Source organism: Streptomyces sp. NPDC093261, assembly GCF_044753645.1.
Taxonomy (GTDB): Bacteria; Actinomycetota; Actinomycetes; order Streptomycetales; family Streptomycetaceae; genus Streptomyces.
Genome location: NZ_JBIVNO010000004.1, coordinates 473,559 through 497,021, shown reverse-complemented (window position 1 = coordinate 497,021; position 23,463 = coordinate 473,559). Strand labels below are relative to the sequence as shown.

22 protein-coding genes are annotated in these 23,463 nt (G+C 72.7%); 15 read left to right on the top strand and 7 right to left on the bottom strand.

What is annotated here, in order from left to right:
* Positions 1–3: 3 nt before the first annotated feature.
* Positions 4–1,428, top strand: coding sequence for an ATP-binding protein (locus ACIP94_RS13770; protein ID WP_402424133.1), 1,425 nt, complete (start codon positions 4–6; stop codon positions 1,426–1,428).
* 42 nt (positions 1,429–1,470) lie between these two features.
* On the opposite strand, the gene ACIP94_RS13765 is transcribed toward ACIP94_RS13770, so the two are convergent.
* Positions 1,471–2,469 carry a TAXI family TRAP transporter solute-binding subunit gene (locus tag ACIP94_RS13765; protein WP_402424130.1) on the bottom strand — a complete coding sequence of 333 codons (999 nt, stop codon included), beginning with the start codon at positions 2,467–2,469 and terminating at the stop codon, positions 1,471–1,473.
* Positions 2,470–2,566: 97 nt separating this feature from the next.
* On the opposite strand from ACIP94_RS13765, the gene ACIP94_RS13760 reads away from it, so the two are divergent.
* Entirely contained in the window at positions 2,567–2,971 is a 405-nt protein-coding gene (locus tag ACIP94_RS13760) for a MazG nucleotide pyrophosphohydrolase domain-containing protein (protein WP_402424127.1), read from the top strand.
* A 450-nt stretch (positions 2,972–3,421) separates the two neighbouring features.
* Here the strand turns inward: ACIP94_RS13760 and ACIP94_RS13755 are convergent, their stop codons facing one another.
* Positions 3,422–3,613 carry a hypothetical protein gene (locus ACIP94_RS13755; RefSeq protein ID WP_402424124.1) on the bottom strand — a complete coding sequence of 64 codons (192 nt, stop codon included), beginning with the start codon at positions 3,611–3,613 and terminating at the stop codon, positions 3,422–3,424.
* Between the two features lie 209 nt (positions 3,614–3,822).
* Here ACIP94_RS13755 and ACIP94_RS13750 point away from each other — a divergent pair, with 209 nt between their 5' ends.
* From ACIP94_RS13750 to tatA, 3 genes are all read left to right on the top strand, one after another.
* The gene (locus ACIP94_RS13750; protein ID WP_402424121.1) at positions 3,823–4,188 is read left to right on the top strand and encodes an ArsR/SmtB family transcription factor; all 366 of its coding nucleotides are present in this window, start codon (positions 3,823–3,825) and stop codon (positions 4,186–4,188) included.
* Complete coding sequence (mgtA, locus tag ACIP94_RS13745) at positions 4,178–6,754, top strand: magnesium-translocating P-type ATPase (protein WP_402424119.1); 2,577 nt, start codon at positions 4,178–4,180, stop codon at positions 6,752–6,754. The genes ACIP94_RS13750 and mgtA overlap by 11 nt, the downstream gene beginning before the upstream one ends.
* 140 nt (positions 6,755–6,894) lie before the next feature.
* Positions 6,895–7,152, top strand: coding sequence for a Sec-independent protein translocase subunit TatA (gene tatA, locus ACIP94_RS13740; protein WP_402424116.1), 258 nt, complete (start codon positions 6,895–6,897; stop codon positions 7,150–7,152).
* Between the two features lie 31 nt (positions 7,153–7,183).
* On the opposite strand, the gene ACIP94_RS13735 is transcribed toward tatA, so the two are convergent.
* On the bottom strand, positions 7,184–7,414 hold the full coding sequence (locus tag ACIP94_RS13735) for a hypothetical protein (RefSeq protein ID WP_402424113.1): 231 nt from the start codon (positions 7,412–7,414) through the stop codon (positions 7,184–7,186).
* A 299-nt stretch (positions 7,415–7,713) separates the two neighbouring features.
* Between ACIP94_RS13735 and ACIP94_RS13730 the strand changes: the two genes are divergently transcribed.
* Positions 7,714–8,121, top strand: a complete 408-nt coding sequence (locus ACIP94_RS13730; RefSeq protein WP_402424110.1) for a DUF3592 domain-containing protein — start codon at positions 7,714–7,716, stop codon at positions 8,119–8,121.
* A gap of 158 nt (positions 8,122–8,279) precedes the next feature.
* Here the strand turns inward: ACIP94_RS13730 and ACIP94_RS13725 are convergent, their stop codons facing one another.
* On the bottom strand, positions 8,280–8,927 hold the full coding sequence (locus ACIP94_RS13725) for a protein-L-isoaspartate O-methyltransferase (RefSeq protein WP_402424108.1): 648 nt from the start codon (positions 8,925–8,927) through the stop codon (positions 8,280–8,282).
* A gap of 117 nt (positions 8,928–9,044) precedes the next feature.
* Here ACIP94_RS13725 and miaB point away from each other — a divergent pair, with 117 nt between their 5' ends.
* Both miaB and ACIP94_RS13715 read left to right on the top strand, forming a co-directional pair.
* The gene (gene miaB / locus ACIP94_RS13720) at positions 9,045–10,574 is read left to right on the top strand and encodes a tRNA (N6-isopentenyl adenosine(37)-C2)-methylthiotransferase MiaB (protein WP_402424105.1); all 1,530 of its coding nucleotides are present in this window, start codon (positions 9,045–9,047) and stop codon (positions 10,572–10,574) included.
* 387 nt (positions 10,575–10,961) lie between these two features.
* On the top strand, positions 10,962–11,681 hold the full coding sequence (locus tag ACIP94_RS13715) for a class III extradiol dioxygenase subunit B-like domain-containing protein (RefSeq protein ID WP_402424102.1): 720 nt from the start codon (positions 10,962–10,964) through the stop codon (positions 11,679–11,681).
* Positions 11,682–11,801: 120 nt separating this feature from the next.
* Here ACIP94_RS13715 and ACIP94_RS13710 read toward each other — a convergent pair whose 3' ends face one another.
* Complete coding sequence (locus ACIP94_RS13710) at positions 11,802–12,035, bottom strand: antitoxin (protein ID WP_402424100.1); 234 nt, start codon at positions 12,033–12,035, stop codon at positions 11,802–11,804.
* 25 nt (positions 12,036–12,060) lie between these two features.
* Entirely contained in the window at positions 12,061–12,321 is a 261-nt protein-coding gene (locus tag ACIP94_RS13705) for a hypothetical protein (protein WP_402424097.1), read from the bottom strand.
* A gap of 181 nt (positions 12,322–12,502) precedes the next feature.
* Between ACIP94_RS13705 and miaA the strand changes: the two genes are divergently transcribed.
* From miaA to hflX, 6 genes are all read left to right on the top strand, one after another.
* On the top strand, positions 12,503–13,441 hold the full coding sequence (gene miaA / locus ACIP94_RS13700) for a tRNA (adenosine(37)-N6)-dimethylallyltransferase MiaA (protein WP_402424094.1): 939 nt from the start codon (positions 12,503–12,505) through the stop codon (positions 13,439–13,441).
* Positions 13,442–13,549: 108 nt separating this feature from the next.
* The gene (locus ACIP94_RS13695) at positions 13,550–14,038 is read left to right on the top strand and encodes a hypothetical protein (RefSeq protein ID WP_402424290.1); all 489 of its coding nucleotides are present in this window, start codon (positions 13,550–13,552) and stop codon (positions 14,036–14,038) included.
* A gap of 413 nt (positions 14,039–14,451) precedes the next feature.
* Entirely contained in the window at positions 14,452–15,411 is a 960-nt protein-coding gene (dapF, locus tag ACIP94_RS13690; protein ID WP_402424091.1) for a diaminopimelate epimerase, read from the top strand.
* A 337-nt stretch (positions 15,412–15,748) separates the two neighbouring features.
* Positions 15,749–17,962, top strand: coding sequence for a RelA/SpoT family protein (locus ACIP94_RS13685; protein ID WP_402424088.1), 2,214 nt, complete (start codon positions 15,749–15,751; stop codon positions 17,960–17,962).
* A 133-nt stretch (positions 17,963–18,095) separates the two neighbouring features.
* Positions 18,096–19,568: a M1 family metallopeptidase gene (locus ACIP94_RS13680; RefSeq protein WP_402424085.1), complete on the top strand. Its 1,473-nt coding sequence runs from the start codon at positions 18,096–18,098 to the stop codon at positions 19,566–19,568.
* Positions 19,569–19,762: 194 nt separating this feature from the next.
* Positions 19,763–21,256 carry a GTPase HflX gene (gene hflX, locus ACIP94_RS13675; protein WP_402424082.1) on the top strand — a complete coding sequence of 498 codons (1,494 nt, stop codon included), beginning with the start codon at positions 19,763–19,765 and terminating at the stop codon, positions 21,254–21,256.
* 116 nt (positions 21,257–21,372) lie between these two features.
* Here hflX and ACIP94_RS13670 read toward each other — a convergent pair whose 3' ends face one another.
* Entirely contained in the window at positions 21,373–22,605 is a 1,233-nt protein-coding gene (locus tag ACIP94_RS13670) for a trypsin-like serine peptidase (protein WP_402424079.1), read from the bottom strand.
* Between the two features lie 249 nt (positions 22,606–22,854).
* Between ACIP94_RS13670 and ACIP94_RS13665 the strand changes: the two genes are divergently transcribed.
* Positions 22,855–23,439: a DsbA family protein gene (locus ACIP94_RS13665; RefSeq protein ID WP_402424076.1), complete on the top strand. Its 585-nt coding sequence runs from the start codon at positions 22,855–22,857 to the stop codon at positions 23,437–23,439.
* Positions 23,440–23,463 lie beyond the last annotated feature (24 nt).

Genomic DNA, 23,463 nt, shown 5'->3' with positions numbered 1-23,463 from the left:
CGGGTGGGCGCACGACTGCTTCCACTGCTCATCGTCCTGATGGCGGCCGTGCTGCTGGCGCTCGGTGTCCCGCTCGCGGTGAGCCTCGCCGCGGCGCAGCAGCAGCGGGTCGTCGTCGACCGGATCGATGACACGGCGCGCTTCGCGGCCCTCGCGCAGTTCGTCGCCGACCGGCCCACCACCGGCTCCCGGGTGGGGGTCGAGGACGAGCGCGGCGAGACCCTGCGCAAGGAACTCGCCATGTACTACAGCGTCTACGGCATCCGGGCCGGCGTCTTCTACCGCGACGACGTACCCATGGCCAACGCGCCGGAGGACTGGTATCTGCCGCAGGAGGGCGACGGCCGCGACGCCTTCAGCGAGGCCCTGCTCGGGCGCCGCAGCCACGACCCGGAGCAGGTGTGGCCCTGGCAGCGGACCCGGCTCGTGGTCGCCTCCCCGGTCATCCGCGACGGTGACGTCATCGCCGTCGTCGTCACCGAATCGCCCACCGGACAGATGCGGTCGAGGATCCTGCACGGCTGGGTGCTCATCGGCGCCGGGGAGATCGCCGCGATGCTGCTGGCGGTGGGTGCGGCCCTGCGTCTGACGGGCTGGGTGCTCAGGCCCGTACGGGTACTGGACGCGACGACCCACGACATCGCGACCGGGCGCCTGAAGTCCCGGGTCGCCGCCGCCGGCGGCCCGCCGGAACTCCGGCGTCTGGCACGGTCGTTCAACGAGATGGCGGACAACGTCGAGGAAGTCCTGGAGCAGCAGCGCGCGTTCGTCGCCGACGCCTCCCATCAGCTGCGCAATCCACTCTCCGCGCTGCTGCTGCGTATCGAGCTGCTCGCCCTCGAACTGCCCGAGGACAACGAGGAGATCGCCTCCGTGCGCACCGAGGGCAAGCGCCTCGCGCAGGTCCTCGACGACCTGCTGGACCTGGCGCTCGCCGAGCACGCCGAGGCCGACCTGCGGGTCACCGACGTGGGCGCGCTGGCCGCCGAGCGAGTGGCGGCCTGGAGCCCGGCCGCCGAGGCCAAGGGCGTACGGCTGACCGGGAACTGCCCGGCCACCACCGCCTGGGCCGACTCCGTCACGCTCGCCAGCGCCCTGGACGCGGTCATCGACAACGCGGTGAAGTTCACTCCGGAGGGGGAGCGCGTCGAGGTCACGGTCGCGGCGGACGGAGAGTGGGCCACGGTGGTGGTGACCGACGGCGGGCCCGGGCTGAGCGACGAGGAACTGGCCCGGGTCGGGGACCGCTTCTGGCGCAGCGCGGCCCACCAGAACATCAAGGGCTCGGGACTCGGGCTGTCGATCTCACGGACACTGCTGGCGGCGGGCGGGGGATCGATCGCGTACGCACGCCAGGAGCCGCACGGGCTGAAGGTGACGGTCACGGTGCCGCGGACGGTCAACTCGAGACGGTCCTCCGGTTCGTGAGGGCCGAGCCCGGCGGGTGATGCGCTACGCGGCGTCCCCTGGCTACGGCTTCACCGACTGGTAGTACCGCCGGGCGCCCTCGTGCAACTCCAGCGGGTCCGTGTAGATCGCCGTCCGCAGGTCCACGAGCTGGGCCGCGTGCACCCGGGCGCCGATCCGGTCCCGGCTGTCGATCACCGTGCGGGTGAGCTTCTCGGTCAGGTCCGCGTTCATGTCCTCCCGGGTGATCAGGAGGTTCGCGACGGCCACGGTCTGCACGGAGGAGCCCTGCTCTATGTCCGGGTAGGCGTCGGCGGGCATCACCGCGGCCCGGTAGTAGCGTGACGCGCCGCCCTGAGCGTGCAGCTTGGCCACCAGATCGCTGCCGATGGGCACCAGGCGGATCTGGAACTGGTTCGACAGCTGGGTGATGGCGCTGGTGGGAAGTCCGCCCGACCAGAAGAACGCGTCTATCTTGTGCTGCTTGAGCAGGTCGGGCATGGTCCCGATGCCGTCGGACAGGGCGGTGATGTCCTTCTTCGGATCCAGCCCGGCCGCGGCGAGCACATGCTCCGCTATCAGCCGCACCCCGGACCCGCCGGGCCCGACGGCGACGGTCCGCCCCTTCAGGTCCGCCACGGACTGCACGCGGGAGGAGCGCGGCACCACCAGGTGGACATAGTCGTCGTACAGCCGCGCGCAGCCGCGCAGCCCCCCGGCGCCCGGCTGCCTCTCCAGCCGGTAGGCCTCCACCGCGTCGGCCGCGGCGATCGTGAAGTCCGCCTGGCCCGTGGCCACCCGCCGCACGTTCTGCTGGGAGCCGTCGCTGTTCAGCAGCCGGACGTCCAGATGCGGCAGGTCCTTGGCGATGGCGTGCTGGAGCAGCGCGCCGTACTTCTGGTAGACGCCGGTCGGGGTGCCCGTACTGAAGGTGACCGTGCCGCTGGGGGACTCCTCGCCGAAGGGCAGCAGCCACCACAGCAGCAGCCCGACGACCGCGAGGGCGGCCGTCGAGCCCAGCAGCGCACGGCGTCTGCTCATACGGGGGAGTGCTCGGAACATGCGGGCGATCCTGCCAGGCCACAGGCACCGCTGACCAGGGCGGGGTGGGCCGGGCGCGCGGGAGAGAGGCGGCCGCGGTGGCCGATAGGGTTGGCGGATGCACCCTTCACCCGTCTCCCTCGTCCGGGAGTTCCACCTCGCCTTCGGCCTCGACGCCCGTACCGTGCCGACCGAGGTCTCCCCGGAGCTGGCCGCGCACCGCAGCGAGCTGCTCGCCGAGGAGGCAGCCGAGGTCGCCGAGGTGGCCGTCACCGGACCGCTGGACCGGCTGGCGCATGAGCTGGCCGACCTTGTGTACGTGGCCTACGGCACGGCCCTTGTGCACGGCATCGACCTCGACGCCGTGATCGCCGAGATCCATCGCGCCAATATGACCAAGATCGGCCCGGACGGCACGGTCGCCCGGCGGGAGGACGGGAAGGTCCTCAAGGGCGACCACTACCGCGCGCCGGACGTCTCGGCGGTACTGCGCCGGCAGGGGTGGGCGCCTTCATCGGCGTAGGGCGCACCCGTCGACGTAGGACGACTTCACCGGCGTACGACGTCTGGGCCGGCGTGCGGTCCCCGCGTCCGGGTGCGGTCCCTGCGTCCGGGTGCGGTTCCCGTGCCCGCAAACGGCACCTGTGACCGCGTGCGACGGCCGCGCCGGTCTACGGCACCTGCGTCCGCGTGCCGGCGTACGACGTCTGGGCCGGCGTACGGCTCCCGCGCCCGCGTACGGCCACCCGCCCGCGTACGACGCCCGCGCCGGCGTAAGGAAGGTGCCGCGCCGTCAGGGCTGCGGACGCCCTCACCGGCGCAGGAACCGCCCCACGGCGGTGAAGCCCTCGTGGACGAGTTCGAACAGCGAGTCGGCCACGGGGGGTTCGGCGGTCCAGCGTTCGAAGGCGACGCGGAACGTCGTCGTCGCGGTCTCGGTGGCGTACGCGGCCTCCGCCGGGCCGAGGCCGCGCTAGCGCAGGATCGCCTCGAGCCCGGCCGCCCATGACGCGAGCTTCACCAGTTCGCGCTCGCGCGGCTCCGGGGACTGCCGGATGATCGGGGTGCGCAGCACCAGCCGCTCCCGGCGCGGTTGCAGGGTGCCGGTCAGCGCCTTCAGGCCGTCGAGGGTCGCCCAGGAGTTCGCCGAGGGCCATCTGCTCACCGAGGCGGGCCGGCGCCGGCACTACGGCCACCACCGGCGACGGGGCGCGCCCTCCGGACGACTGACGACCCGTCATCCGTGGAGCGGTCACGGCCCTCGGCATTCTTCGTCGGCGGCCCGTGCCCACGTGGGGCCGAGCCCCCGGAGTCGCCCCCCTAAACTGGGGCGACTCTCAAGGGCAGACCCGCGACGGGAAGGGGACGACAACGGTGGCGGCAGGTGGCGGTGGTTTCGCGGAGGATCCGTCCGCCGAGGTGTGGTCGGAAGCGGCCGCCGCGTTCGGGCTGCTGGCCTCGCCCGCGCGACTGCACATCGTCTGGGCGCTCGCCCAGGGCGAGAGCGATGTCACCGGACTCGCCGAGCGCGTCGGCGGCGCGCTGCCCGCCGTGAGCCAGCATCTGACCAAGTTGAAGCTCGCCGGACTGGTGCGCTCCCGACGCGAGGGCCGCCGCCAGGTGTACTTCGTCGACGACGCGGACGTCGTGACCGTGGTGCGCCTGGTGGTGGACCAGCTCGGCGACCGCGCCGACCGCAGCCGCACCCGCGCCCCGGCGACCCGGCTCCGTGGCCTCTGATATCGCCGCACCGTCGCCGACCCGGTCCGCCGACGCCGGCCCCGGCCTCGCGGCGCCCACCTCCCTCCAGGAGCTGCGCCGTCTGCGGAGCAGTCCGCGTGGACTCACCGACGCGCAGGCGGAGGCCCGGCTCGCGGACCTCGGCGAGAACGTGCTCCCCGAGGCCCGTACCCCCTCCTGGTCGCGCCGCTTCGTGCGCGGCCTGCGCGATCCGTTCACCACGGTCCTGCTCTGCCTCGGCCTGGTGTCCGCGACGGTCAGCGCCTGGGGCACCGCCTGCGTGATCCTCTGTCTCGTCGCCCTCAGCTGCCTGCTGCGCGCCGTCGGCGAGTACCGGGCCGACCGCTCGATGGCCGCGCTGCGCGACCTGGTCGCCACCACCGCGACCGTGCTGCGCCGCCCGGACGCCGGCCGGCCGTCCCGGGAACGGGAGACAACCGCAGCCGAACTGGTGCCGGGTGATGTCATCCGCCTCGCGCCCGGTGATCTGATCCCGGCCGACGTACGGCTGCTGCGCACGAGCGGCCTGACGGTGCACCAGGCCGCGCTGACCGGTGAGTCGGCACCGGTCGCCAAGTACGCGCTCGACGCGCCCGCGGCCTGCGAGGCCGGCCCCTTCGAGCAGCCCCATCTGTGCTTCCAGGGCAGCAGTGTCGCCACCGGCGGCGGCACCGCGCTCGTCCTGGAGACGGGCACCCGCACCCGGTTCGCCCGGACCCACGGCGTCGTCCCCGCCCGGCGCGAGGCGAGCGCCTTCGAGCGGTCCGTGCACGGCATCTCCTGGGTGCTGATCCGGTTCATGCTGCTCACCCCGCCGTTGGTGCTGATGGCCAACGCGACGCTGCGCGACCGGGGCCTGGAGACGCTGCCCTTCGCGGTCGCCGTCGCCGTCGGCCTCACACCGGAGATGCTGCCGGTCATCGTCACCACCTGTCTGGCGCGTGGCGCCCGGCTGCTCGCCCGCACCCACGGCGTGATCGTGAAGCGCCTGCCCGCCCTGCACGACCTGGGCGCGGTCGATGTGCTGTGCCTCGACAAGACCGGCACCCTCACCCAGGACCGGCCGGTCGTCGAGCGGGCCCTGGACGGCGCCGGACAGGACGCGCCCGAGGTGCTGCGCCAGGCCGCCGCGACCGCCTGGTGGACCCTTCAGCTCGCCGATCTGCCCGCCCCGGACGCCCTCGACGAGGCACTGCTGGACGCGGCCGACGGAAGCTGGGAGGCGTACGAGGGCGTCGCCGCCGTGCCGTTCGACCCCGTCCGCCGGCTCGCCACCGCCGTGGTCCGCGGCGGCCTCGGCACCCACACCCTGCTCGTCAAGGGCGCCCCCGAGGCCGTACTGGAGCGCTGCGCGGTGGACCCCGCCGAGCGGGAGCGGCTGCTCGCGCTCGCCGCCCGCGAGGCGCGGGAAGGCCTGCGAGTGATCGCGGTCGCGAGCGGCGACCGCCCCGCCCGCCCCCGTCCCTACACCCCCGCCGACGAGCGCGGACTCACCTTCCGCGGCTTCGTCACCTTCCGGGACGCCCTCGCCCCGACCGCCGAGCGGGCCCTGCGGGACCTCGCCGCCCGTGGCGTCACCGTGCGGATCCTCACCGGCGACCACCCGGGCACGGCGGCCCGCGCCTGCCGCGACCTCGGCCTCGACCCGGGCGGGGTGCGGACCGCGGGCGCCGCGGACGACCATGCCGCGACCGTCGTCGCCCGGTGCACCCCCGAGGACAAGGCGCGGATCGTCAGCGCGCTGCGCCGGGCCGGGCACACCGTCGGCTTCCTGGGCGACGGCGTCAACGACGTGCCGGCGCTGCACGCCGCCGATGTCGGGATCGCCCCGCGCGACGCCGTGGAGGTGGCCCGGGAGAGCGCGGACGTCGTCCTCGCCTACAAGGACCTCACCGCGATCGACCACGCCGTCGCCGCCGGCCGGCACAGCAGCGGCAACATCGCCACGTATCTGCGCGTCACGCTCTCCTCCAACCTCGGCAACGTCGTCGCGATGCTCGCCGCGGGCCTTCTCCTGCCCTTCCTGCCGATGCTCCCGGCCCAGGTCCTGGCCCAGAACCTGTGCTTCGACGCGGCCCAGCTCGCCTTCGCGTACGACCGCCCCGCGGCCGGGGTGCTCACCCGCCCCACCGTGCTGCGCCCGCGCGACTTCCTCCGCTTCATCAGCGGCTTCGGCCTGCTCAACGCCATCGCCGACCTCGCCACCTTCGCCGTCCTCGCGCTCGCGCTGTACGGGCCCGACGCACTCGACGACGAGGCGGTCTTCCACTCGGCGTGGTTCACCGAGAACCTGCTCACCCAGGCCATGGTGATGGTGCTGCTGCGCTCCGGCCGAAGCCTCGTCGCGGGGCGTGCCCCGAGCCCGGTGGGCCGGGCCGCGGGCGTCCTCGCCGCAGTCGCCCTCCTGCTCCCCTTCACCCCGCTCGGCGCGACACTCGGCGTGATCGCGCTGCCGCTGGGCTACTACGCGCTGCTCGCCGCCGTCCTGGCGCTGTACGCGCTCGCGCTGTGGGCGATCCGGGCGCGCTACGAGCGGCGGTCCGCCGCCGGCGGCGATCACCCGTAGGTCACGGTTCGGGCCGAGCGCGCTCCTGTCGCTTCCGATGCGCCCTCACGCTTGTACAGTTGCGCAAAGTAGTAACCATGGCTGGACGGGCGAGCGGCGGAAGGCGTCCTCGGCCGATGCGAGGAAGGGCGGCGCGGTCAATGCTCCGCAACGGACTGGAACCCTGGCACCTGCTGATCGTGGCGATCGTCGTCATCGTGCTGTTCGGCTCGAAGAAGCTCCCGGACACCGCCCGTGCGCTCGGCAAGTCGATGCGCATCCTCAAGAGCGAGGCCAAGGCGATGAAGGACGAGAACGCGCCCTCGCCCGGCGTCGCCGAGTCCGCCCCGGTGACGCCGTCGGCGATCCGGACCTCCGCCGAGGCCGCGGCGGCCGAGCCGCCGGCCGCCGCGTCCTGACCCGGGGCTGCCGCCGCCCGGCTCGGACGTGTCAGGGGCTGGCGCCGTCGTAGCCGTACGTCAGGGGCTGGTCGTGGCTGCCGAGCCGGCGTCGGTACACATACAGCGCCGCCACCTGGACGCCGTCCGCCGGGTCCTCCACCTGGCAGGGGTAGGTCACCTGGAGCACCGAGGGCTGGTCCGCGACCTGTATGCGCAGGCCGTCGGCCGGCCCTCCCGCGAGGACCGCCGTCTCCCACTTCGTCGCGATATGAACATCCATGTCAGTACTGTAGAGTTGCGCAATCGTTGAAGTGTTGTGAGCTGCGCCACCTCGGCGGGTGATGCGCGGTCAGCGGGTGGAGCGCGGATCGACGGGAGGGCCAGGCGGACCGGTGCTCGGCCTCCCGGTCCGGCCGCGCCGTGATCCCCAGGCTCCCCGCCCAACTGCGCTCCCGCGCCCGCGGAATACGCCTCGGCTCGCTCTCGCCCCCACCGCGCCACCATGCGCAACCGGGCACCCGGGGCCCGCGTCCCCTGTTTGCGGGCCCCGCACGACCGGGCCCGGGAAGGGGTGACGAGATGTCCGACAGACTCATCGGCGTCGCGCTGTGCGGGACGGCGGGGCTGCTTCTCCTCGGGTGGGCGGCCGGGGACGCCAGGGTGGTGCGGCGGCTGCGGCGGGAGGGGATCCGCACCCGGGGTGTCGTGGTCGACAACGTGCGCGTCCACGACGGCGACGGTCCGGCATGGACGCCGGTCGTCGCCTTCACCGACCAGCGCGGCCACCGCGTGGAGTTCAGCCCCCGGATGCGGGGGAGCGGGCTGGGCCTGGCGACCGGGCGCGAGGTGCCGGTCCTGTATCTGGGGCACCACCCGCAGACGGCACGCGTGCACATGTGGCGGCACCTGGTGGGACCGGTGGTGTTCCTGCTGTTCTGTGCGGCGATCTTCCTGGGGGCCGGCGCACTGATCGCCGCGACGGCATGACGGGCGGGCGCGGGCATCGGCACCCGCACCGCCACCGCGACGCTGCTCGGTCAACTCCCGGGCCCACCCGGCCACATGGGGGCCGAGAGGCGGCAGGGGTCACATGGTCTGCCGAGCGGCTGCGCCGCGGCCGTAGGGCGGGCGAAGGGAATCGCCCATCAGTCCGGCGGGAAGCCGTGTCGTCCCTGGAGCCGGACGAAGCAGGCGGCGGTCAGCACCCGCAACCGCCGCAGTCCCCGTTCCGCGCGCTCGAAGCACACCACCTGCTCGTGCCCGCCCGGCCCGATCGGCTGCACCAGGCGGCCGTGCTGCCGCACCTGCGCGACGAGCGGCGCGGGCACCTCCGGGAAGGCGGCCGACACAAGGACCGCGTCGTACGGAGCCCGATCCGGCACACCGCACGTGCCGTCGCCGACCCGCAGGTCCACGTTCCGTATGCCCTGCCGCGCGAGGCGCGCGCGGGCCTGCCGGGCTATGTCCGGCCGCACCTCGATGCTGACCACGTCGGCGGCCAGCCGGGCGAGCAGCGCCGTCTGGAAGCCGAGGCCGGTACCGATCTCCAGGACGTGCTCGCTGCCGTCCAGACCGAGGCCCTCGATCATCCGGGCGGACAACGACGGCTGTGTGGTGACCTGTCCCTGACCGATGGCGACGGGCACGTCCCGGTAGGCGGCGGCCGTCTCCCCGTCCGGGACGAATCGCGCCCGGGGCGTCGTTCGCACGGCCTCGAGCAGTCGCCCGTCCCTGATCCCGGCCGCTCTGAGGGCGCGCACGAGATCCTCGGGATCCCTGGGCACCGAGGTCATGGGCAGATCACCACCACACCACCAGGCCGGGCAGCCGCTCGGCTGCGCGTTTCCACGAGGCGCCCGCTTCGGGCAGCACTGAGGAAGGGACTTCCAGGAAACGCCTACTCTTGAGGAATGACCAGCAGCAGCGACCGGAGCCTCGCAGTGGACGTTCCCGCACCCAAGAGCTATGAGATCCGCACCTACGGGTGCCAGATGAACGTCCACGATTCCGAACGGTTGGCCGGGCTGCTCGAAGAAGCCGGGTACGTGCGCGCCCCGGAGGGCTCGGACGGCGAGGCGGACGTCGTCGTCTTCAACACCTGCGCCGTGCGCGAGAACGCCGACAACCGGCTCTACGGCAACCTCGGCCGCCTCGCGCCGAAGAAGGCCGACCGCCCCGGCATGCAGATCGCCGTCGGCGGCTGTCTCGCGCAGAAGGACCGCGACACCATCGTGAAGAAGGCCCCCTGGGTGGACGTCGTCTTCGGCACGCACAACATCGGCAAGCTGCCGATCCTGCTGGAGCGCGCCCGGGTGCAGGAGGAGGCGCAGGTCGAGATCGCCGAGTCGCTGGAGGCGTTTCCCTCCACCCTGCCGACGCGGCGTGAGAGCGCGTACGCGGCCTGGGTGTCGATCTCCGTGGGCTGCAACAACACCTGCACCTTCTGCATCGTCCCCGCGCTGCGCGGCAAGGAGAAGGACCGCCGGCCCGGCGACATCCTCGCCGAGGTCGAGGCCCTGGTCGCCGAGGGCGTCTCCGAGATCACGCTGCTGGGACAGAACGTCAACGCCTACGGCTCCGACATCGGCGACCGGGAGGCGTTCAGCAAGCTTCTGCGCGCCTGCGGGAACATCGAGGGCCTGGAGCGGGTCCGCTTCACCTCCCCGCACCCGCGTGACTTCACGGACGACGTCATCGCGGCCATGGCCGAGACGCCGAACGTGATGCCGCAGCTGCACATGCCGCTCCAGTCCGGCTCGGACACGGTTCTGAAGGCGATGCGCCGGTCGTACCGCCAGGAGCGCTACCTCGGGATCATCGAGAAGGTGCGGGCCGCCATCCCGCACGCCGCGATCACCACCGACATCATCGTCGGCTTCCCGGGTGAGACCGAGGAGGACTTCGAGCAGACGCTGCACGTGGTGCGCGAGGCGCGGTTCGCGCAGGCGTTCACCTTCCAGTACTCCAAGCGGCCGGGGACCCCGGCGGCCACCATGGAGAACCAGATCCCCAAGGAGGTCGTCCAGGCGCGCTACGAGCGTCTCGTCGCCCTTCAGGAGGAGATCTCCTGGGAGGAGAACAAGAAGCAGGTCGGCCGCACCCTCGAGCTGATGGTCGCCGAGGGCGAGGGCCGCAAGGACGGTGCCACCCACCGCCTCTCCGGCCGCGCCCCCGACAACCGTCTGGTCCACTTCACCAAGCCGGACGAGGAGGTCCGCCCGGGCGATGTGGTGACGGTCGAGATCACGTATGCCGCCCCGCACCACCTGCTCGCCGAGGGCCCCGTTCTGGGCGTGCGCCGCACGCGCGCGGGCGACGCGTGGGCGAAGCGGAACGCGGCGGAGGCCGCCAGGCCGGCCGGTGTCATGCTGGGCCTGCCCAAGGTCGGCCTCCCGGAGCCCCTGCCGGTGGCCACGGCGGGGGCCTGCGGCTGCGACTGAGACCGGCGCGGGGGGCAATCGCGGCGGGGGTGTGGGCGGCGCGGCTGTGTGCGGGCGGGGCGTGTGCCGCGCACCGGCCCGCGTCCCGGCCCAGCCCCGGACGTGTGGCGCGCCGCCATGTGGTGGGGCGGTACGAGGCACGGCCGGGAGGCTGCGGCCGTCGGGGGGCTGACGTCGGCGGGGTTCCGGACTGCGTGGGCTGCCTGCTGGAGACGGGGGCGGTTCCGGGAGTACGACTGCGCGGGCGCCGCGGGCTGCGAACCGAGGCGGCCCGTGTCACCACTGCGGGACACGCGGGGCCGTGCCGGGCCCTCGCGTGTGCGGGCGCCCGGCCGAGCGCGTGCGCGGAGCCACAGGGCGCCGTCCGGCGGGGTTACGCTGCGGATCATGCTTGTCGCCGCCGCCGCCTGCCCCTGTCCGCCCCTGCTCGTGCCCGAGGTCGCCGCGGGCGCCGCGCCCGAGCTGGACGGTGTTCGTGCCGCGTGCGCGGACGCGCTGGGCGTGCTTGCCGCCGCGCGCCCCGACCGGCTGGTGGTCGTGGGCCCCGCCCGGGAGAACGGCTGCGGGCCGCATCCGCAGGGCACGCGGGGATCCTTCCGCGGGTTCGGGGTGGACGTCGACGTACGACTCGGCGGCGGAGGACCGGAGCCGGTCGCGCCGGAGCGGGAGCTTCCGCCCTCGCTCGCTGTCGCCGCGTGGCTGCTGGAGCGCCTGAGGTGGGCGGACGCGCCCGTGGAAGGTCTCGCAGTGCCGGAACTCCTGGCCCCCGAACGGTGCGTCGAGACGGGGGCGGCGCTCGCCGCGCAGGACGAGCGGGTGGCGCTGCTGGCCATGGGTGATGGGAGCGCGTGCCGCTCGGTCAAGGCGCCGGGCTATCTGGACGAGCGCGCGGCCGGCTTCGACGCCGCCGTGGCGCGTGCGCTCGGCGCGGCGGACCTGGCGGCCCTGAGAACGCTGGACGCCGGCCTGGCCCGCGAGCTGCAAGCCTGCGGCCGGGCGCCCTGGCAGATCCTCGCGGGCGCCGCGGAGGGCGCGGACCTCAGCGGCGCGCTGTTGTACGACGACGCGCCCTACGGGGTGGGGTACGTGGTGGCGACCTGGTCGTAGCACGTCCGCCCACCCGGAAGCGTGCGACCGCGCGCACGGGGCGAGAGGCGCGCGGGCCGGACACGGGGGACGGCCGGGAGCGCTGTGCCTCCCGGTCGTCCGCCGATGGAGCGTGCGGTGTCAGGACGCCGAGGGCGGCGTCCGGCCACCGGCCGCCGGGCCGGTGTCCCGGTGCGCGAGGCGTTCCATCGCGTGCTTCGCCTTCCCCGTGCCCGTGTCGATTTTGCCGCTGTACTTCCCCTTGGTCTTCTCGTCGATCATCTTCGCGGCCTTTTCCAGGCCACGATCGACCTGCCCTTCGTGCTGTTGCGCGAAGTTCGAGACCTTGGCCATCAGGTTGTCCACGAGACCCATGGTCCACCTTCCCTGCGAAGCGCGATCACGTGCGGGCGCCCTCCTCGACCTCGTTCTCGGCGGCCTCCGCGGCGGACTGCTGCCGGGGAATCCCGACGCCGTCCTCGGCGGTCGGAGCTGTCTCCTCCGCCGCCGTCTCCGGCCCGGTCTCGGCCCCTGCCGCCCCCGTGCCTCCGTCCGTCGCCGCCGCCTCGCTCCCGGCCGTCGTCCGCGCGGCCTCCGCGGCCGCGGACTGCGCCTCCTCCGTCGTCCTCGACCGCCGGAAAAGCCGTGCAAAAACGCCCATAACCACTCCATACGTTACTCGTGCGAGCGAAATACCGCGTAGCGCGGTGTGCCCGTTTGCATGGCCCGGTCGCCCCGCTCTCGAACCGGTGACCGGAACCCCGCATCAGGCAACGACCCCGCATACGGGGCGTAACGTCGCTCGTTCGAGGAGGGGTCGGGAGGTTTGCGAGACTGTTGCGGTGAGTAGTGCAGCCCCCGCACCGCGGGTCATCGCCGTCGTCGGACCGACCGCGGCCGGAAAGTCCGATCTGGGCGTCTTCCTTGCCCATCGCCTCGGCGGCGAGGTCGTCAACGCCGACTCCATGCAGCTCTACCGGGGGATGGACATCGGCACCGCCAAACTGACCCCCGAGGAACGCGGCGGCATCCCGCACCACCTGCTGGACATCTGGGACGTGACGGTCACGGCGTCCGTGGCGGAGTACCAGCGACTCGCCCGCGCCCGGATCGACGCGCTGCTCGCCGAGGGCCGCTGGCCGATCCTGGTGGGCGGCTCCGGCCTGTATGTGCGGGGCGCGGTCGACCACCTGGAGTTCCCCGGAACCGACCCGGAGGTGCGCGCCCGGCTCGAGGACGAGCTGGCCCTGCGCGGCTCGGGAGCGCTGCACGCGCGCCTGGCCGCCGCGGACCCGGGGGCCGCGCAGGCGATCCTGCCCAGCAACGGTCGCCGTATCGTCCGCGCCCTGGAGGTCATCGAGATCACCGGCAAGCCCTTCACCGCGAACCTCCCCGGCCATGACTCGGTCTACGACACGGTCCAGATCGGCGTGGACGTGGCGCGGCCCGAGCTCGACGAGCGCATCGCGCGGCGGGTCGACCGGATGTGGGAGGCAGGACTCGTGGACGAGGTCCGCGCACTGGAGGCGCGGGGTCTGCGGGAGGGGCGCACGGCGTCGCGCGCGCTGGGATACCAGCAGGTGCTCATGGCGCTCGCGGGGGAGTGCACGCTCGGAGAGGCGCGCGCGGAAACCGTACGCGCTACCAAGCGCTTCGCACGCCGTCAGGACTCCTGGTTCCGCCGTGACCCGCGCGTGCACTGGCTCAGCGGCGCCGCGGCGGACCTGCGGGAACTTCCGCACCGCGCGCTGGCGTTGGTCCAACGACCGGTTACAGCCTGATCACGTGATGGCATCGGGACGCCCCGCTCGTCATCCGGGCCTCCGGCGGCATGCCATCATCGAGCTTCGATCGACCAAGTGGAGTCCGAGTTGGGAGGGCGCGTGGCGATGGAGGCCGGCCCTCGCGACACCGCAGAGAGCGCGGGGCATGACACCGCGGAGGCCGGGGACCAACGGCTCAGTTCCGATGGCCCCGACGATCAGCCGCCGGGCGTGGTGACGGACGACGGGCCGGGCGTGGACGAGCTGTCCACCGGCCCCGAGGTCGAGGTCGAGCTGCGCCCGCAGCGCCGGCTGCGGATCTGGCAGCTCGCCCCCATCGTGGCGCTGGCGGCGGTGGGCTCCTTGATGTTCGCCTTCCCGCTGGCCTTCGAGTTCGGCGACGGCGGCGCCGTGGTCGCCATGCTCGGCCTGCTGATCTTCTCCTGTGCGGCCGGCTGGGGCATGATGGCCGCCCGCCGGGTCGGCTACACCTGGCCGGGTCTGCCGCAGCGCGGCTCCGGGCGGCGCCCGGACTGGCGGGTCGTCCTCACCTATGTCGTGCTGGTCGCCGCGGTCGTCGTGCTGGCCGTGTGGCGCGTGGCGCGACTGCGCTGAGCCGCCGGGGTCCCGCCGGACCGTCCGCTTCCACTCCCGGCCGACGGCACCCGTCGGCGGGCTGACCGGCGTACCGTGGTCCCGATCCGCCCGCTGGGTCCCCGTCACGATCCGGTCGCCGTCCTCCCGTCGCGATCCGCCCGCCATACCCCCTTCACGATCCGGCCGACCGCGCCCGTCGGCGGGTTGACCGGCGTACCGTGGTCCCGATCCGCCCGCTGGGTCCCTGTCACGATCCGGTCGCCGTCCTCCCGTCGCGATCCGCCCGCCACACCCCCGTCGCCATCCGGACGCCGCCCCCGTCGCGATCGGTTTCCGCACCCCCTCGCGACCTTCCCCCACGCCCCCGACCTGCCCGTCCGCCTCCCGGACCGATCGACCCGGGTGTCATGGCGACCCCGTACGATCGAGGAATGAGCACGCGGATCGCCTTCCTCAAGGGCCACGGCACGGAGAACGACTTCGTGATCGTCCCGGACCCCGAGAACGTCATCGACCTGCCCGCATCCGCCGTCGCCGTCCTGTGTGACCGCCGCGCGGGCATCGGCGGCGACGGTCTGCTGCACGTCGTGCGCTCCGCCGCACACCCCGAGGCCCGGGAGATGGCCGGCCAGGCGGAGTGGTTCATGGACTACCGCAACGCGGACGGCTCGATCGCGGAGATGTGCGGCAACGGCGTGCGCGTGTTCGCGCGCTACCTCCAGCGCGCGGGACATGTGACCGAGGGGGACATCGCTGTCGCCACACGCGGGGGCGTCAAGACCGTGCACATCGCGAAGAACGGCGACGTCACCGTCGGCATGGGCCGGCCCCTCCTCCCCGAGGACGGCGTCACGGTGAGCGTCGGCGAGCGCAGCTGGCCGGCCCGCAACGTCAACATGGGCAACCCCCACGCGGTGGCCTTCGTCGACGACCTCGCACACGCGGGCAACCTGTTCACCCCGCCCCCGTTCAGCCCCGCCGCCGTCTACCCGGACGGGGTGAACGTCGAGTTCGTGGTCGACCGCGCCCCTCGGCACGTTGCGATGCGGGTCCATGAGAGGGGCTCCGGTGAGACGCGCTCGTGCGGTACGGGCGCGTGCGCCGTGGCCGTCGCCGCGGCCCGTCGCGACGGCGCCGACCCGGCCGTCACGGGCGCCCCGGTGACATACACCGTGGACGTTCCCGGCGGCACGCTGGTGATCACCGAGCGCCCGGACGGCGAGATCGAGATGACCGGCCCGGCGGTGATCGTCGCCGAGGGAGAGATCGACACGGACTGGCTGCGGACCGCGGCCCGCGGACCCGGCACCCCGTCAACCCCCGCCGACCAGCGCCGCCTTGGGGGGCGAATGGGCGGCGCGCGGAGGCACGGGGGTAGCACGCGGACGTGACGCTGAGCACAGTGGCGTGGCCGGAAATCGCCCTCACCCACCCCGCCGCACGACTCCGGATCACAGTCCGGTCCCCTCGGGGTGCTCCGATCCGCAGCCGGGAACGTCCGGGCGTGTTCGAATCGACGGTCGGTACCCTGACCCCTGGCCCAAAGCCGTACACACCTGAACCATCGCTCGAATGGGTGATCCGTTTCACGCTCGGCGAGAGCCGGTCGGGCGGGTGTGATGGGCTCGATAGCATCAAGCACCGGCCCGGACGGGGGACCGTCGTCATCCCCTGCGCCGCGTAGGCCAAGGGGCACTCCGTCCGCCGGTCCACGAGCCGGAGGTGCCCATGAGTGCGGAGGCCACGAACCCTGCCACCCCCGCCCCTGCGACGCCGGGGACGCACCGCAGGAAGAGCCGCCCCCGGATCGACCTGCGCCGCCTTGGGCGCGCCGCCCTGCTCGGCCCCGCCACCCGCGACCGGCTGCCCGACGCCATCGGCCATGTCGCCGAGGCGCACCGCGCCCACCACCCCGATGCCGATCTCGAACCGCTACGCCGCGCCTATCTGTTGGCCGAGTCCTCACACCGAGGGCAGATGCGCAAGAGCGGCGAGCCGTACATCACGCACCCCCTCGCCGTGACCCTGATCCTCGCCGAACTCGGGGCCGAGACCACCACCTTGACCGCATCCCTGCTCCACGACACGGTCGAGGACACGGACGTGACACTCGACCAGGTGCGGGAGGAGTTCGGCGAGGAGGTGCGCTACCTCGTCGACGGTGTCACCAAGCTGGAGAAGGTCGACTACGGCGCCGCCGCCGAGCCCGAGACCTTCCGCAAGATGCTCGTCGCGACCGGCAACGACGTCCGCGTGATGTCGATCAAACTCGCCGACCGCCTGCACAACATGCGCACCCTCGGAGTGATGCGCCCGGAGAAACAGGCGCGCATCGCCAAGGTCACCCGGGACGTGCTCATCCCGCTCGCCGAACGCCTCGGCGTGCAGGCGCTCAAGACCGAGCTGGAGGACCTCGTTTTCGCGATCCTCCATCCCGAGGAGTACGAGCACACCCGGGAGCTGATCGTCGAGAACGCGGCGCACGGGGACGACCCGCTCGCCGACATGGCCGAACAGGTGCGCACGGTCCTGCGCGAGGCGGACATCCAGGCCGAAGTCCTCATCAGGCCACGGCACTTCGTCTCCGTGCACCGCATCTCCCGCAAGCGGGGCCGGCTGCGTGGCGCCGACTTCGGCCGGCTTCTGGTCCTGGTGAACGAGGACGCCGACTGCTACGGGGTCCTCGGGGAGCTGCACACCTGTATGACCCCGGTGGTCTCGGAGTTCAAGGACTTCATCGCCGTCCCCAAGTTCAACCTGTACCAGTCGCTGCACACGGCGATCGCGCGCGAGGACGGCGAGATCGCCGAAGTCCTCATCCGCACCCACCAGATGCACAAGGTCGCGGAGGCCGGCGTGATCGCGCTCGGCAACCCCTATGCCCCCGCGCCCGACGACCCCTCCGACGGCGAGCGTGTCGACCCCACCCGCCCCGGCTGGCTCTCGCGCCTGCTGACCTGGCAGGAAGCCGCCCCGGACACCGACACCTTCTGGTCCACCCTGCGCGAGGACCTCGCCCAGGACCGGGAGATCACCGTCTTCCGGCCCGACGGGGGCGCACTGGGACTCCCCGAGGGCGCGAGTTGTGTGGACGCGGCCTATGCGCAGTACGGGGAGGACGCGCACGCCTGTATCGGCGCCCGCGTCAACGGCCGGCTCGCGACGCTGAGCACCGTCCTGAAGGACGGCGACACCGTCCAGCTCCTCATGGGCCAGGACCCGGCCTCCGAGCCCTCCAGAGAGTGGCTGGAACACGCGCACACGCCCGCCGCGCGGATCGCCATCCAGCGCTGGCTTGCGGCGCATCCCGCCACGGAGGACCCGGCCGGCGGCGCGCCGGCACCGGGCGCCGCGCGGCACGGCCCCGAGGCACCTGCGGACGGCGCCGGTGCGCAGACCGCCGGGCCCGAGACCGCCGCACGCCCCGCCGCGCTTCCTTCACGCCCACTTCCCGCGCGTCCCACGGAGGACGCGCCGGGCGCGCGGGCCGCCAACGCGGTCGTCGACCTGCCCGGCGCCTCCGTACGTCTCGCCGGCTGCTGTACGCCCGTACCGCCCGACGAGGTCACCGGCTTCGCCGTACGCGGGGGTGCGGTGACCGTACACCGCGTCGAATGCGCCGGAGTGGCACGCATGAAGAGCACCGGGCGCGCGGAGATCGGCGTCCGCTGGGGCGACACCACCGACTGCCGGGTCACCCTCGTCGCCGAGTCGTTCGGGCGCCCGCACCTCCTCGCGGACCTCACCGAGGCCATCGCCCTGGAGGGCGTGGCCATCGTCTCCGCCACGGTCGAGCCGCCCAGCCAGCAGCGGGTGCGCCACACCTACACGTTGCAACTCCCGGACGCGGCCCATCTGCCTGCCCTCATGCGCGCGATGCGGAACGTGCCCGGCGTGTACGACGTCAGCCGGGCCCACAACGCCGCGGCGGCCGCCCGCTGAGCGCCGTACAGCCGTCCCACGGCCCTCCCACCAGGCGACGCCCGGGGCGCTCGGGGCCCTGAACTGAACCCTTTCGGGTGGGCCCGGCGCGCGCCGTCACCGCGGGATGCACGCGCGCTGGTAGCCGTGGTCCATGCCGCACACCCTCCGTTCCGTGATCCCCCGTGCCCGGCGTGCCCGGGCGGCCCTGCTCGCCTGTGTCGTCTCCGGCTGTCTGATCGCCGCCGGCGCCCCCGCGCCCGCCAAGCCCCTGGGCATCGGCGACCGGCTCTACCCGACGCTCGGCAACCCCGGCTACGACGTCCTGTCGTACGATCTCTCCTTCACCTACCCCGGCAGCAACAGCAAGCCGCTCACGGCCGTCACCAGGATCCGTGCGCGCGCCACCCAGCGCCTGGAGAGCGTCAACCTGGACTTCGCGCACGGCAAGGTGGCGTCCGTCGACGTCAACGGCGCGGCCGCGAACTTCACCACCGCGGGGGAGGACCTGGTGATCACACCGTCCGCCCCGCTCCCTGCGGGCGGCCTGCTGGTCATCACCGTGCGGCACACCAGCGACCCGAGGCCCGAGAAGGGCCGGGAGGGAGGCTGGGTGCAGACCGACGACGGGCTGGTGATGGCCAACCAGGCCGACGCCGCCCATGTGGTGTTCCCCTGCAACGACCACCCCTCCGACAAGGCGCAGTTCACCTTCCACGTGACCGCGCCGGACGGCTACACGGCCGTCGCCAACGGCCTTCCCGTGGACACGCGGCACAGCGGCGGCGCCACGACCTGGAGCTACCGCACCCAGCACCCCATGGCCACCGAACTCGCCCAGGTCTCCATCGGCCGCACCGCCGTGGTGCAGCGCCGCGGCCCTTATGGACTGCCCCTGCGCGACGTCGTCCCCGCCAAGGACGCGGCGGAGCTCGAACCCTGGCTGGCGAAGACGCCCGACCAGATCGCCTGGATGGAGAAGAAGGTCGGCCCGTATCCCTTCGAGACCTACGGGCTGCTGATCGCGCGCGCACGCACCGGCTTCGAACTCGAGACGCAGACGCTCTCCCTCTTCGAGAAGGACGTCTTCGGCAACCCCGCCTACCCTCGGTGGTACGTCGAGTCGATCATGGTGCATGAGCTGTCCCACCAGTGGTTCGGCGACAGCATCAGCCCCCGCACCTGGTCCGATGTGTGGCTCAACGAGGGACACGCCACCTGGTACGAGGCCCTGTACGCGGAGGAGACCGCGCACCGGCCGATGGAGGCGCGGATGAAGGCGGCGTACGGCCTCTCCGACCGCTGGCGCGTCACCGGAGGCCCGCCCGCGGCCCCCGAGCCGCCGCGGCCGGGCCAGAAGATCGCCATCTTCCGGCCGAGCGTCTACGACGGCGCCGCGCTCGTGCTGTACGCGCTGCGCCAGGAGATCGGGCGCCCCGCCTTCGAGCGCCTGGAGCGGGCCTGGGCCTCCCTGCACCGCGACGGCACGTCGACCACGGCCGACTTCGAGGAACTGGCGTCCCGCACGGCGGGGCGCGATCTGAGCGCCTTCTTCCAGGGCTGGCTGTACGGCAGGAAAACCCCGCCGATGCCGGGCCACCCGGACTGGCAGAGCAACCCCGTCTGAGCCCCGGTGCGGGACGAGAACCCGGGTGACGGGACGGGCCGTGCCGTGCGACCATCGACAGATCGGCGACGCCGCCCCAGGCCGGGCGCCGGGAATCTCCCGGGCCGCCCGAGCGTTGTGACCTGTGCGGGTGGTGTGGCCGAGGCGGCCCGCACCGTCGCAGCAAACGGAATCCCCAACGACGTAAGGACCCAATGACCTCCTCTTCTTCCCCTTCCCAGGACACCAAGCGCTTTGCGCACGCCTACCCCGAGGGTCTTCGGGCCGATGCCCTGATGGAAGAGGACGTCGCCTGGAGCCACGAGATCGACACAGAGCGGGACGGCGACCAGTTCGACCGCTCCGAGCGCGCGGCCCTGCGCCGCGTCGCGGGCCTGTCCACCGAGCTCGAGGACGTCACCGAGGTCGAGTACCGGCAGCTGCGCCTGGAGCGCGTCGTGCTCGTCGGGGTGTGGACCTCGGGGACCGCTCAGGACGCGGAGAACTCGCTGGCGGAGCTGGCCGCCCTCGCGGAGACCGCCGGCGCTCTCGTGCTGGACGGCGTCATCCAGCGCCGGGACAAGCCCGACGCGGCCACGTACATCGGCTCCGGCAAGGCCGAGGAGCTGCGGGACATCGTGCTCGAGACAGGCGCGGACACGGTCATCTGCGACGGTGAGCTGAGCCCCGGCCAGCTGATCCACCTCGAGGACGTCGTCAAGGTCAAGGTCATCGACCGTACGGCCCTGATCCTGGACATCTTCGCCCAGCACGCCAAGTCCCGAGAGGGCAAGGCCCAGGTCGCGCTCGCCCAGATGCAGTACATGCTGCCGAGGCTGCGCGGCTGGGGTCAGTCGCTGTCGCGGCAGATGGGCGGCGGCAGCGGCGGCGGCCTGGCGACCCGTGGCCCCGGTGAGACCAAGATCGAGACGGACCGGCGGCGGATCCGCGAGAAGATGGCGAAGATGCGCCGGGAGATCGCGGAGATGAAGACCGGCCGCGAGATCAAGCGCAAGGAGCGCAAGCGCCACAAGGTGCCCTCGGTCGCCATCGCGGGCTACACCAACGCCGGAAAGTCCTCCCTGCTCAACCGCCTCACGGGCGCGGGAGTCCTGGTCGAGAACGCGCTGTTCGCGACTCTCGATCCGACCGTGCGCCGGGCGGAGACGCCGAGCGGGCGGCTGTACACCCTGGCCGACACGGTCGGCTTCGTCCGGCACCTGCCGCACGACCTGGTCGAGGCGTTCCGCTCCACCATGGAGGAGGTCGGCGACTCCGATCTCATCCTGCATGTGGTGGACGGCTCCCACCCGGACCCGGAGGAGCAGTTGTCCACCGTGCGCGAGGTGATCAGAGAGGTCGGCGCCACGGACGTGCCCGAGATCGTCGTGATCAACAAGGCGGACGCGGCCGACCCCCTGGTGCTCCAGCGGCTGCTGCGGGTGGAGAAGGGTGCCATCGCGGTCTCGGCGCGCACCGGCCGGGGCATCGAGGCACTGCGCGCGCTCATCGACAACGAGCTGCCGAGGCCGGCGGTCGAGGTCGAGGCGCTCGTGCCCTACACCGAGGGCCGTCTGGTCGCGCGCGCCCACGCCGAGGGCGAGGTGATCTCCGAGGAGCACACCGCGGAGGGCACGCTGCTCAAGGTCCGGGTGCACGAGGAGCTGGCGGCGGAGCTGGCGCCGTACGTCCCGGCTGCCGCGTTCTGAGACAGATGCCGTAAGGCCCGCTCCCCGAGAGGGAGCGGGCCTTCGTGCGTTCGGGCCATCGTGGGTTCGGGCCCTCGTGGGTTCAGGGGCGTCCTGTCACACGCGGTCACGCCGCGTCACTGGTCGGCGAACTTCTCGCTGACCGAGTCGTACACGCTCCTGGCTTCCTGGGCGAACCGGGGTCCCGCCAGCCAGCCCGAGGTCACCGGGCCGATCGAGGTGTTGGAGACCAGCGCGGGCCTGCCGCTCGCGTCCCTCTCCACCCAGCCGCCGCCGGACGCACCGCCCGTCATCGTGCAGCCGATGCGGTACATCGTCGGGTCCGTCCGCAGGAGCGAGAGCCGGCCCGGCTTGTCCTGGCACTGGTACAGCTTCTGGCCGTCGTAGGGCGCTGCGGCCGGGTAGCCGGTCGCCGTGACGCTGTCGACCTTCGGCACGGCCGGCGCGTCGAAGTTCACCGGGAGCGCCGAACCGACCGTCTCCTCCAGTGACTTCCCGCCATTGCCCGCCTCCGGCGTCACATGGATGACGGCGAAGTCGTAGGACGCGCCCTGGCCGCCGGTCTCGCCGCCCTGCTCGATCCATTCGTGCGAGGTCTGCGCCCAGTCACCCCACCAGACGCCGTACGGGGCGACCTGCTGCCGTGTGGCATCGGCCAGTTGGTCCGCCGTCAGCCCGGAGTTGTTGTACGCCGGCACGAACGCGATGTTCCGGTACCAGCCGCCCTGCCTGCCGGCGTGTACACAGTGGCCCGCGGTCCACACGAGGTTGGACTTGCCGGGGTGCGCCGGATCCTTCACCACGGTCGCCGAGCAGACCATCGTGCCCTTGGGGGAGTCGAAGAACACCTTGCCCGCCGTGGGCACGTGCTCGTGGTAGGCGGCCGGCACCGCCTGCGCCGTCACCGGCGCGGGGGTGGGGTCGGTGACGCCCTGGTCGCCCGGGAGGCGGTCGGGGTTGACCCCCTTGTCGGGGTCGTCGGCCTTCCGCATCCGCTCCGGGTTCCACAGGCCCTTGATGACGGGGTTGACGAAGTCGCCGGCCTCGCGCAGCCAGTCGTCCTTCTTCCAGTTCTTCCAGGCGCCGTTCTTCCACTTGTCGACGTCGATCCCGTGCTCCTTGAGCTTTCGCTTGATGTCGTCCGGGATCTTGATCTTTCCGTCGTCGGCCGGGGACGCGGACGCGGACGTGCTCCCCCCGCCGCTCGCCCGGGCACTGTCACCGGAGTCGCACGCGGTCGCGGTCAGCGCCAGCGCCGCGGCGAGGCCGACTGCCGTCAGCACCGGGGAGGTTCTGCCGCGCACGCTCCCTTCCCTGCGCACGGTGAAGAGCGGCCGTATGCGTCGCATGGTCTGAACTCCCCCTGACATGAGCCGGTGTTGAACGGCCTTCCACACTATGGGGTCGCTGTGAGCGGCATCCCTGGGAACGGCAACGGTTCCGCTACAAGCCACCGTGACCGGCTTTCCGTAGTCGCCGTACGACCGTTTCCGATCGGCTCGGACCGCGGCCCTCAGACCGTCTTTCCATGGGCGCGCGAACCGGAGCTCTCCCGTGGGCCGGTCGTGGCATGTGTCCCGGTATGGCAGCCTCGTGTTATGACTCCGGCGAACACGACAGGTGCCGGCGGCGCCACGGTGTACTACGGAAACCTGGACAACGCCCACTCGCTTCAGGTGTTCCTCGAGCTGCGCGACCGGGGCAGTCGCCGCATGGCGGAGAGCCTTCTCGGCACCCTCCGTCAGGCCGCCGACGACAACAGGTTCGCTGTCAAGTTCCACTTCGCGGCGACCATGGACGACACGGTCGGCGGCAGCGGCTCCCGGCGCGGTCTGAGCGCCCTCGGCGCTGCGAGCGACGCGGGACAGCGGCAATTCAACGAGTACTTGGCCGCGTTGTTCGCGGCACAGCCGTTCCCGCCCGCAATCGACCGATTCTCCGACACATCCGTTCTGCTGTCGCTGGCGAGCGAGGTCGGCGGGCTGAGGTCCCCCGACTTCGACCGGAAGGTCATGGAGGGCGCCTATCTGACCTGGGCCGGAGAAGCGGTCGGCGGCTTCGCCTCCCTCGGCGTGGTGGGAACGCCGGTCGCCTGGTACGACGATCAGGTGATTCCTGTCGTGAAGGGCGAGGACGGACCCGCCATCTCGCCGCGGGAATTCCTGGCCCGGATCCCGGAGTGAGGCCGGACCGGGGAGCGGGCCTGC

Coding starts and splice junctions, on each gene's coding strand:
- hflX (WP_402424082.1), top strand. CDS start 19,763: ATGACCTCCTCTTCTTCCCCTTCCCAGGACACCAAGCGCTTTGCGCAC.
- ACIP94_RS13730 (WP_402424110.1), top strand. CDS start 7,714: ATGTCCGACAGACTCATCGGCGTCGCGCTGTGCGGGACGGCGGGGCTG.
- ACIP94_RS13680 (WP_402424085.1), top strand. CDS start 18,096: ATGCCGCACACCCTCCGTTCCGTGATCCCCCGTGCCCGGCGTGCCCGG.
- ACIP94_RS13695 (WP_402424290.1), top strand. CDS start 13,550: ATGGAGGCCGGCCCTCGCGACACCGCAGAGAGCGCGGGGCATGACACC.
- ACIP94_RS13685 (WP_402424088.1), top strand. CDS start 15,749: ATGAGTGCGGAGGCCACGAACCCTGCCACCCCCGCCCCTGCGACGCCG.
- miaB (WP_402424105.1), top strand. CDS start 9,045: ATGACCAGCAGCAGCGACCGGAGCCTCGCAGTGGACGTTCCCGCACCC.
- ACIP94_RS13715 (WP_402424102.1), top strand. CDS start 10,962: ATGCTTGTCGCCGCCGCCGCCTGCCCCTGTCCGCCCCTGCTCGTGCCC.
- ACIP94_RS13705 (WP_402424097.1), bottom strand. CDS start 12,321: ATGGGCGTTTTTGCACGGCTTTTCCGGCGGTCGAGGACGACGGAGGAG.
- dapF (WP_402424091.1), top strand. CDS start 14,452: ATGAGCACGCGGATCGCCTTCCTCAAGGGCCACGGCACGGAGAACGAC.
- ACIP94_RS13765 (WP_402424130.1), bottom strand. CDS start 2,469: ATGTTCCGAGCACTCCCCCGTATGAGCAGACGCCGTGCGCTGCTGGGC.
- ACIP94_RS13735 (WP_402424113.1), bottom strand. CDS start 7,414: ATGGATGTTCATATCGCGACGAAGTGGGAGACGGCGGTCCTCGCGGGA.
- ACIP94_RS13670 (WP_402424079.1), bottom strand. CDS start 22,605: ATGCGACGCATACGGCCGCTCTTCACCGTGCGCAGGGAAGGGAGCGTG.
- ACIP94_RS13710 (WP_402424100.1), bottom strand. CDS start 12,035: ATGGGTCTCGTGGACAACCTGATGGCCAAGGTCTCGAACTTCGCGCAA.
- ACIP94_RS13760 (WP_402424127.1), top strand. CDS start 2,567: ATGCACCCTTCACCCGTCTCCCTCGTCCGGGAGTTCCACCTCGCCTTC.
- ACIP94_RS13725 (WP_402424108.1), bottom strand. CDS start 8,927: ATGACCTCGGTGCCCAGGGATCCCGAGGATCTCGTGCGCGCCCTCAGA.
- ACIP94_RS13665 (WP_402424076.1), top strand. CDS start 22,855: ATGACTCCGGCGAACACGACAGGTGCCGGCGGCGCCACGGTGTACTAC.
- tatA (WP_402424116.1), top strand. CDS start 6,895: ATGCTCCGCAACGGACTGGAACCCTGGCACCTGCTGATCGTGGCGATC.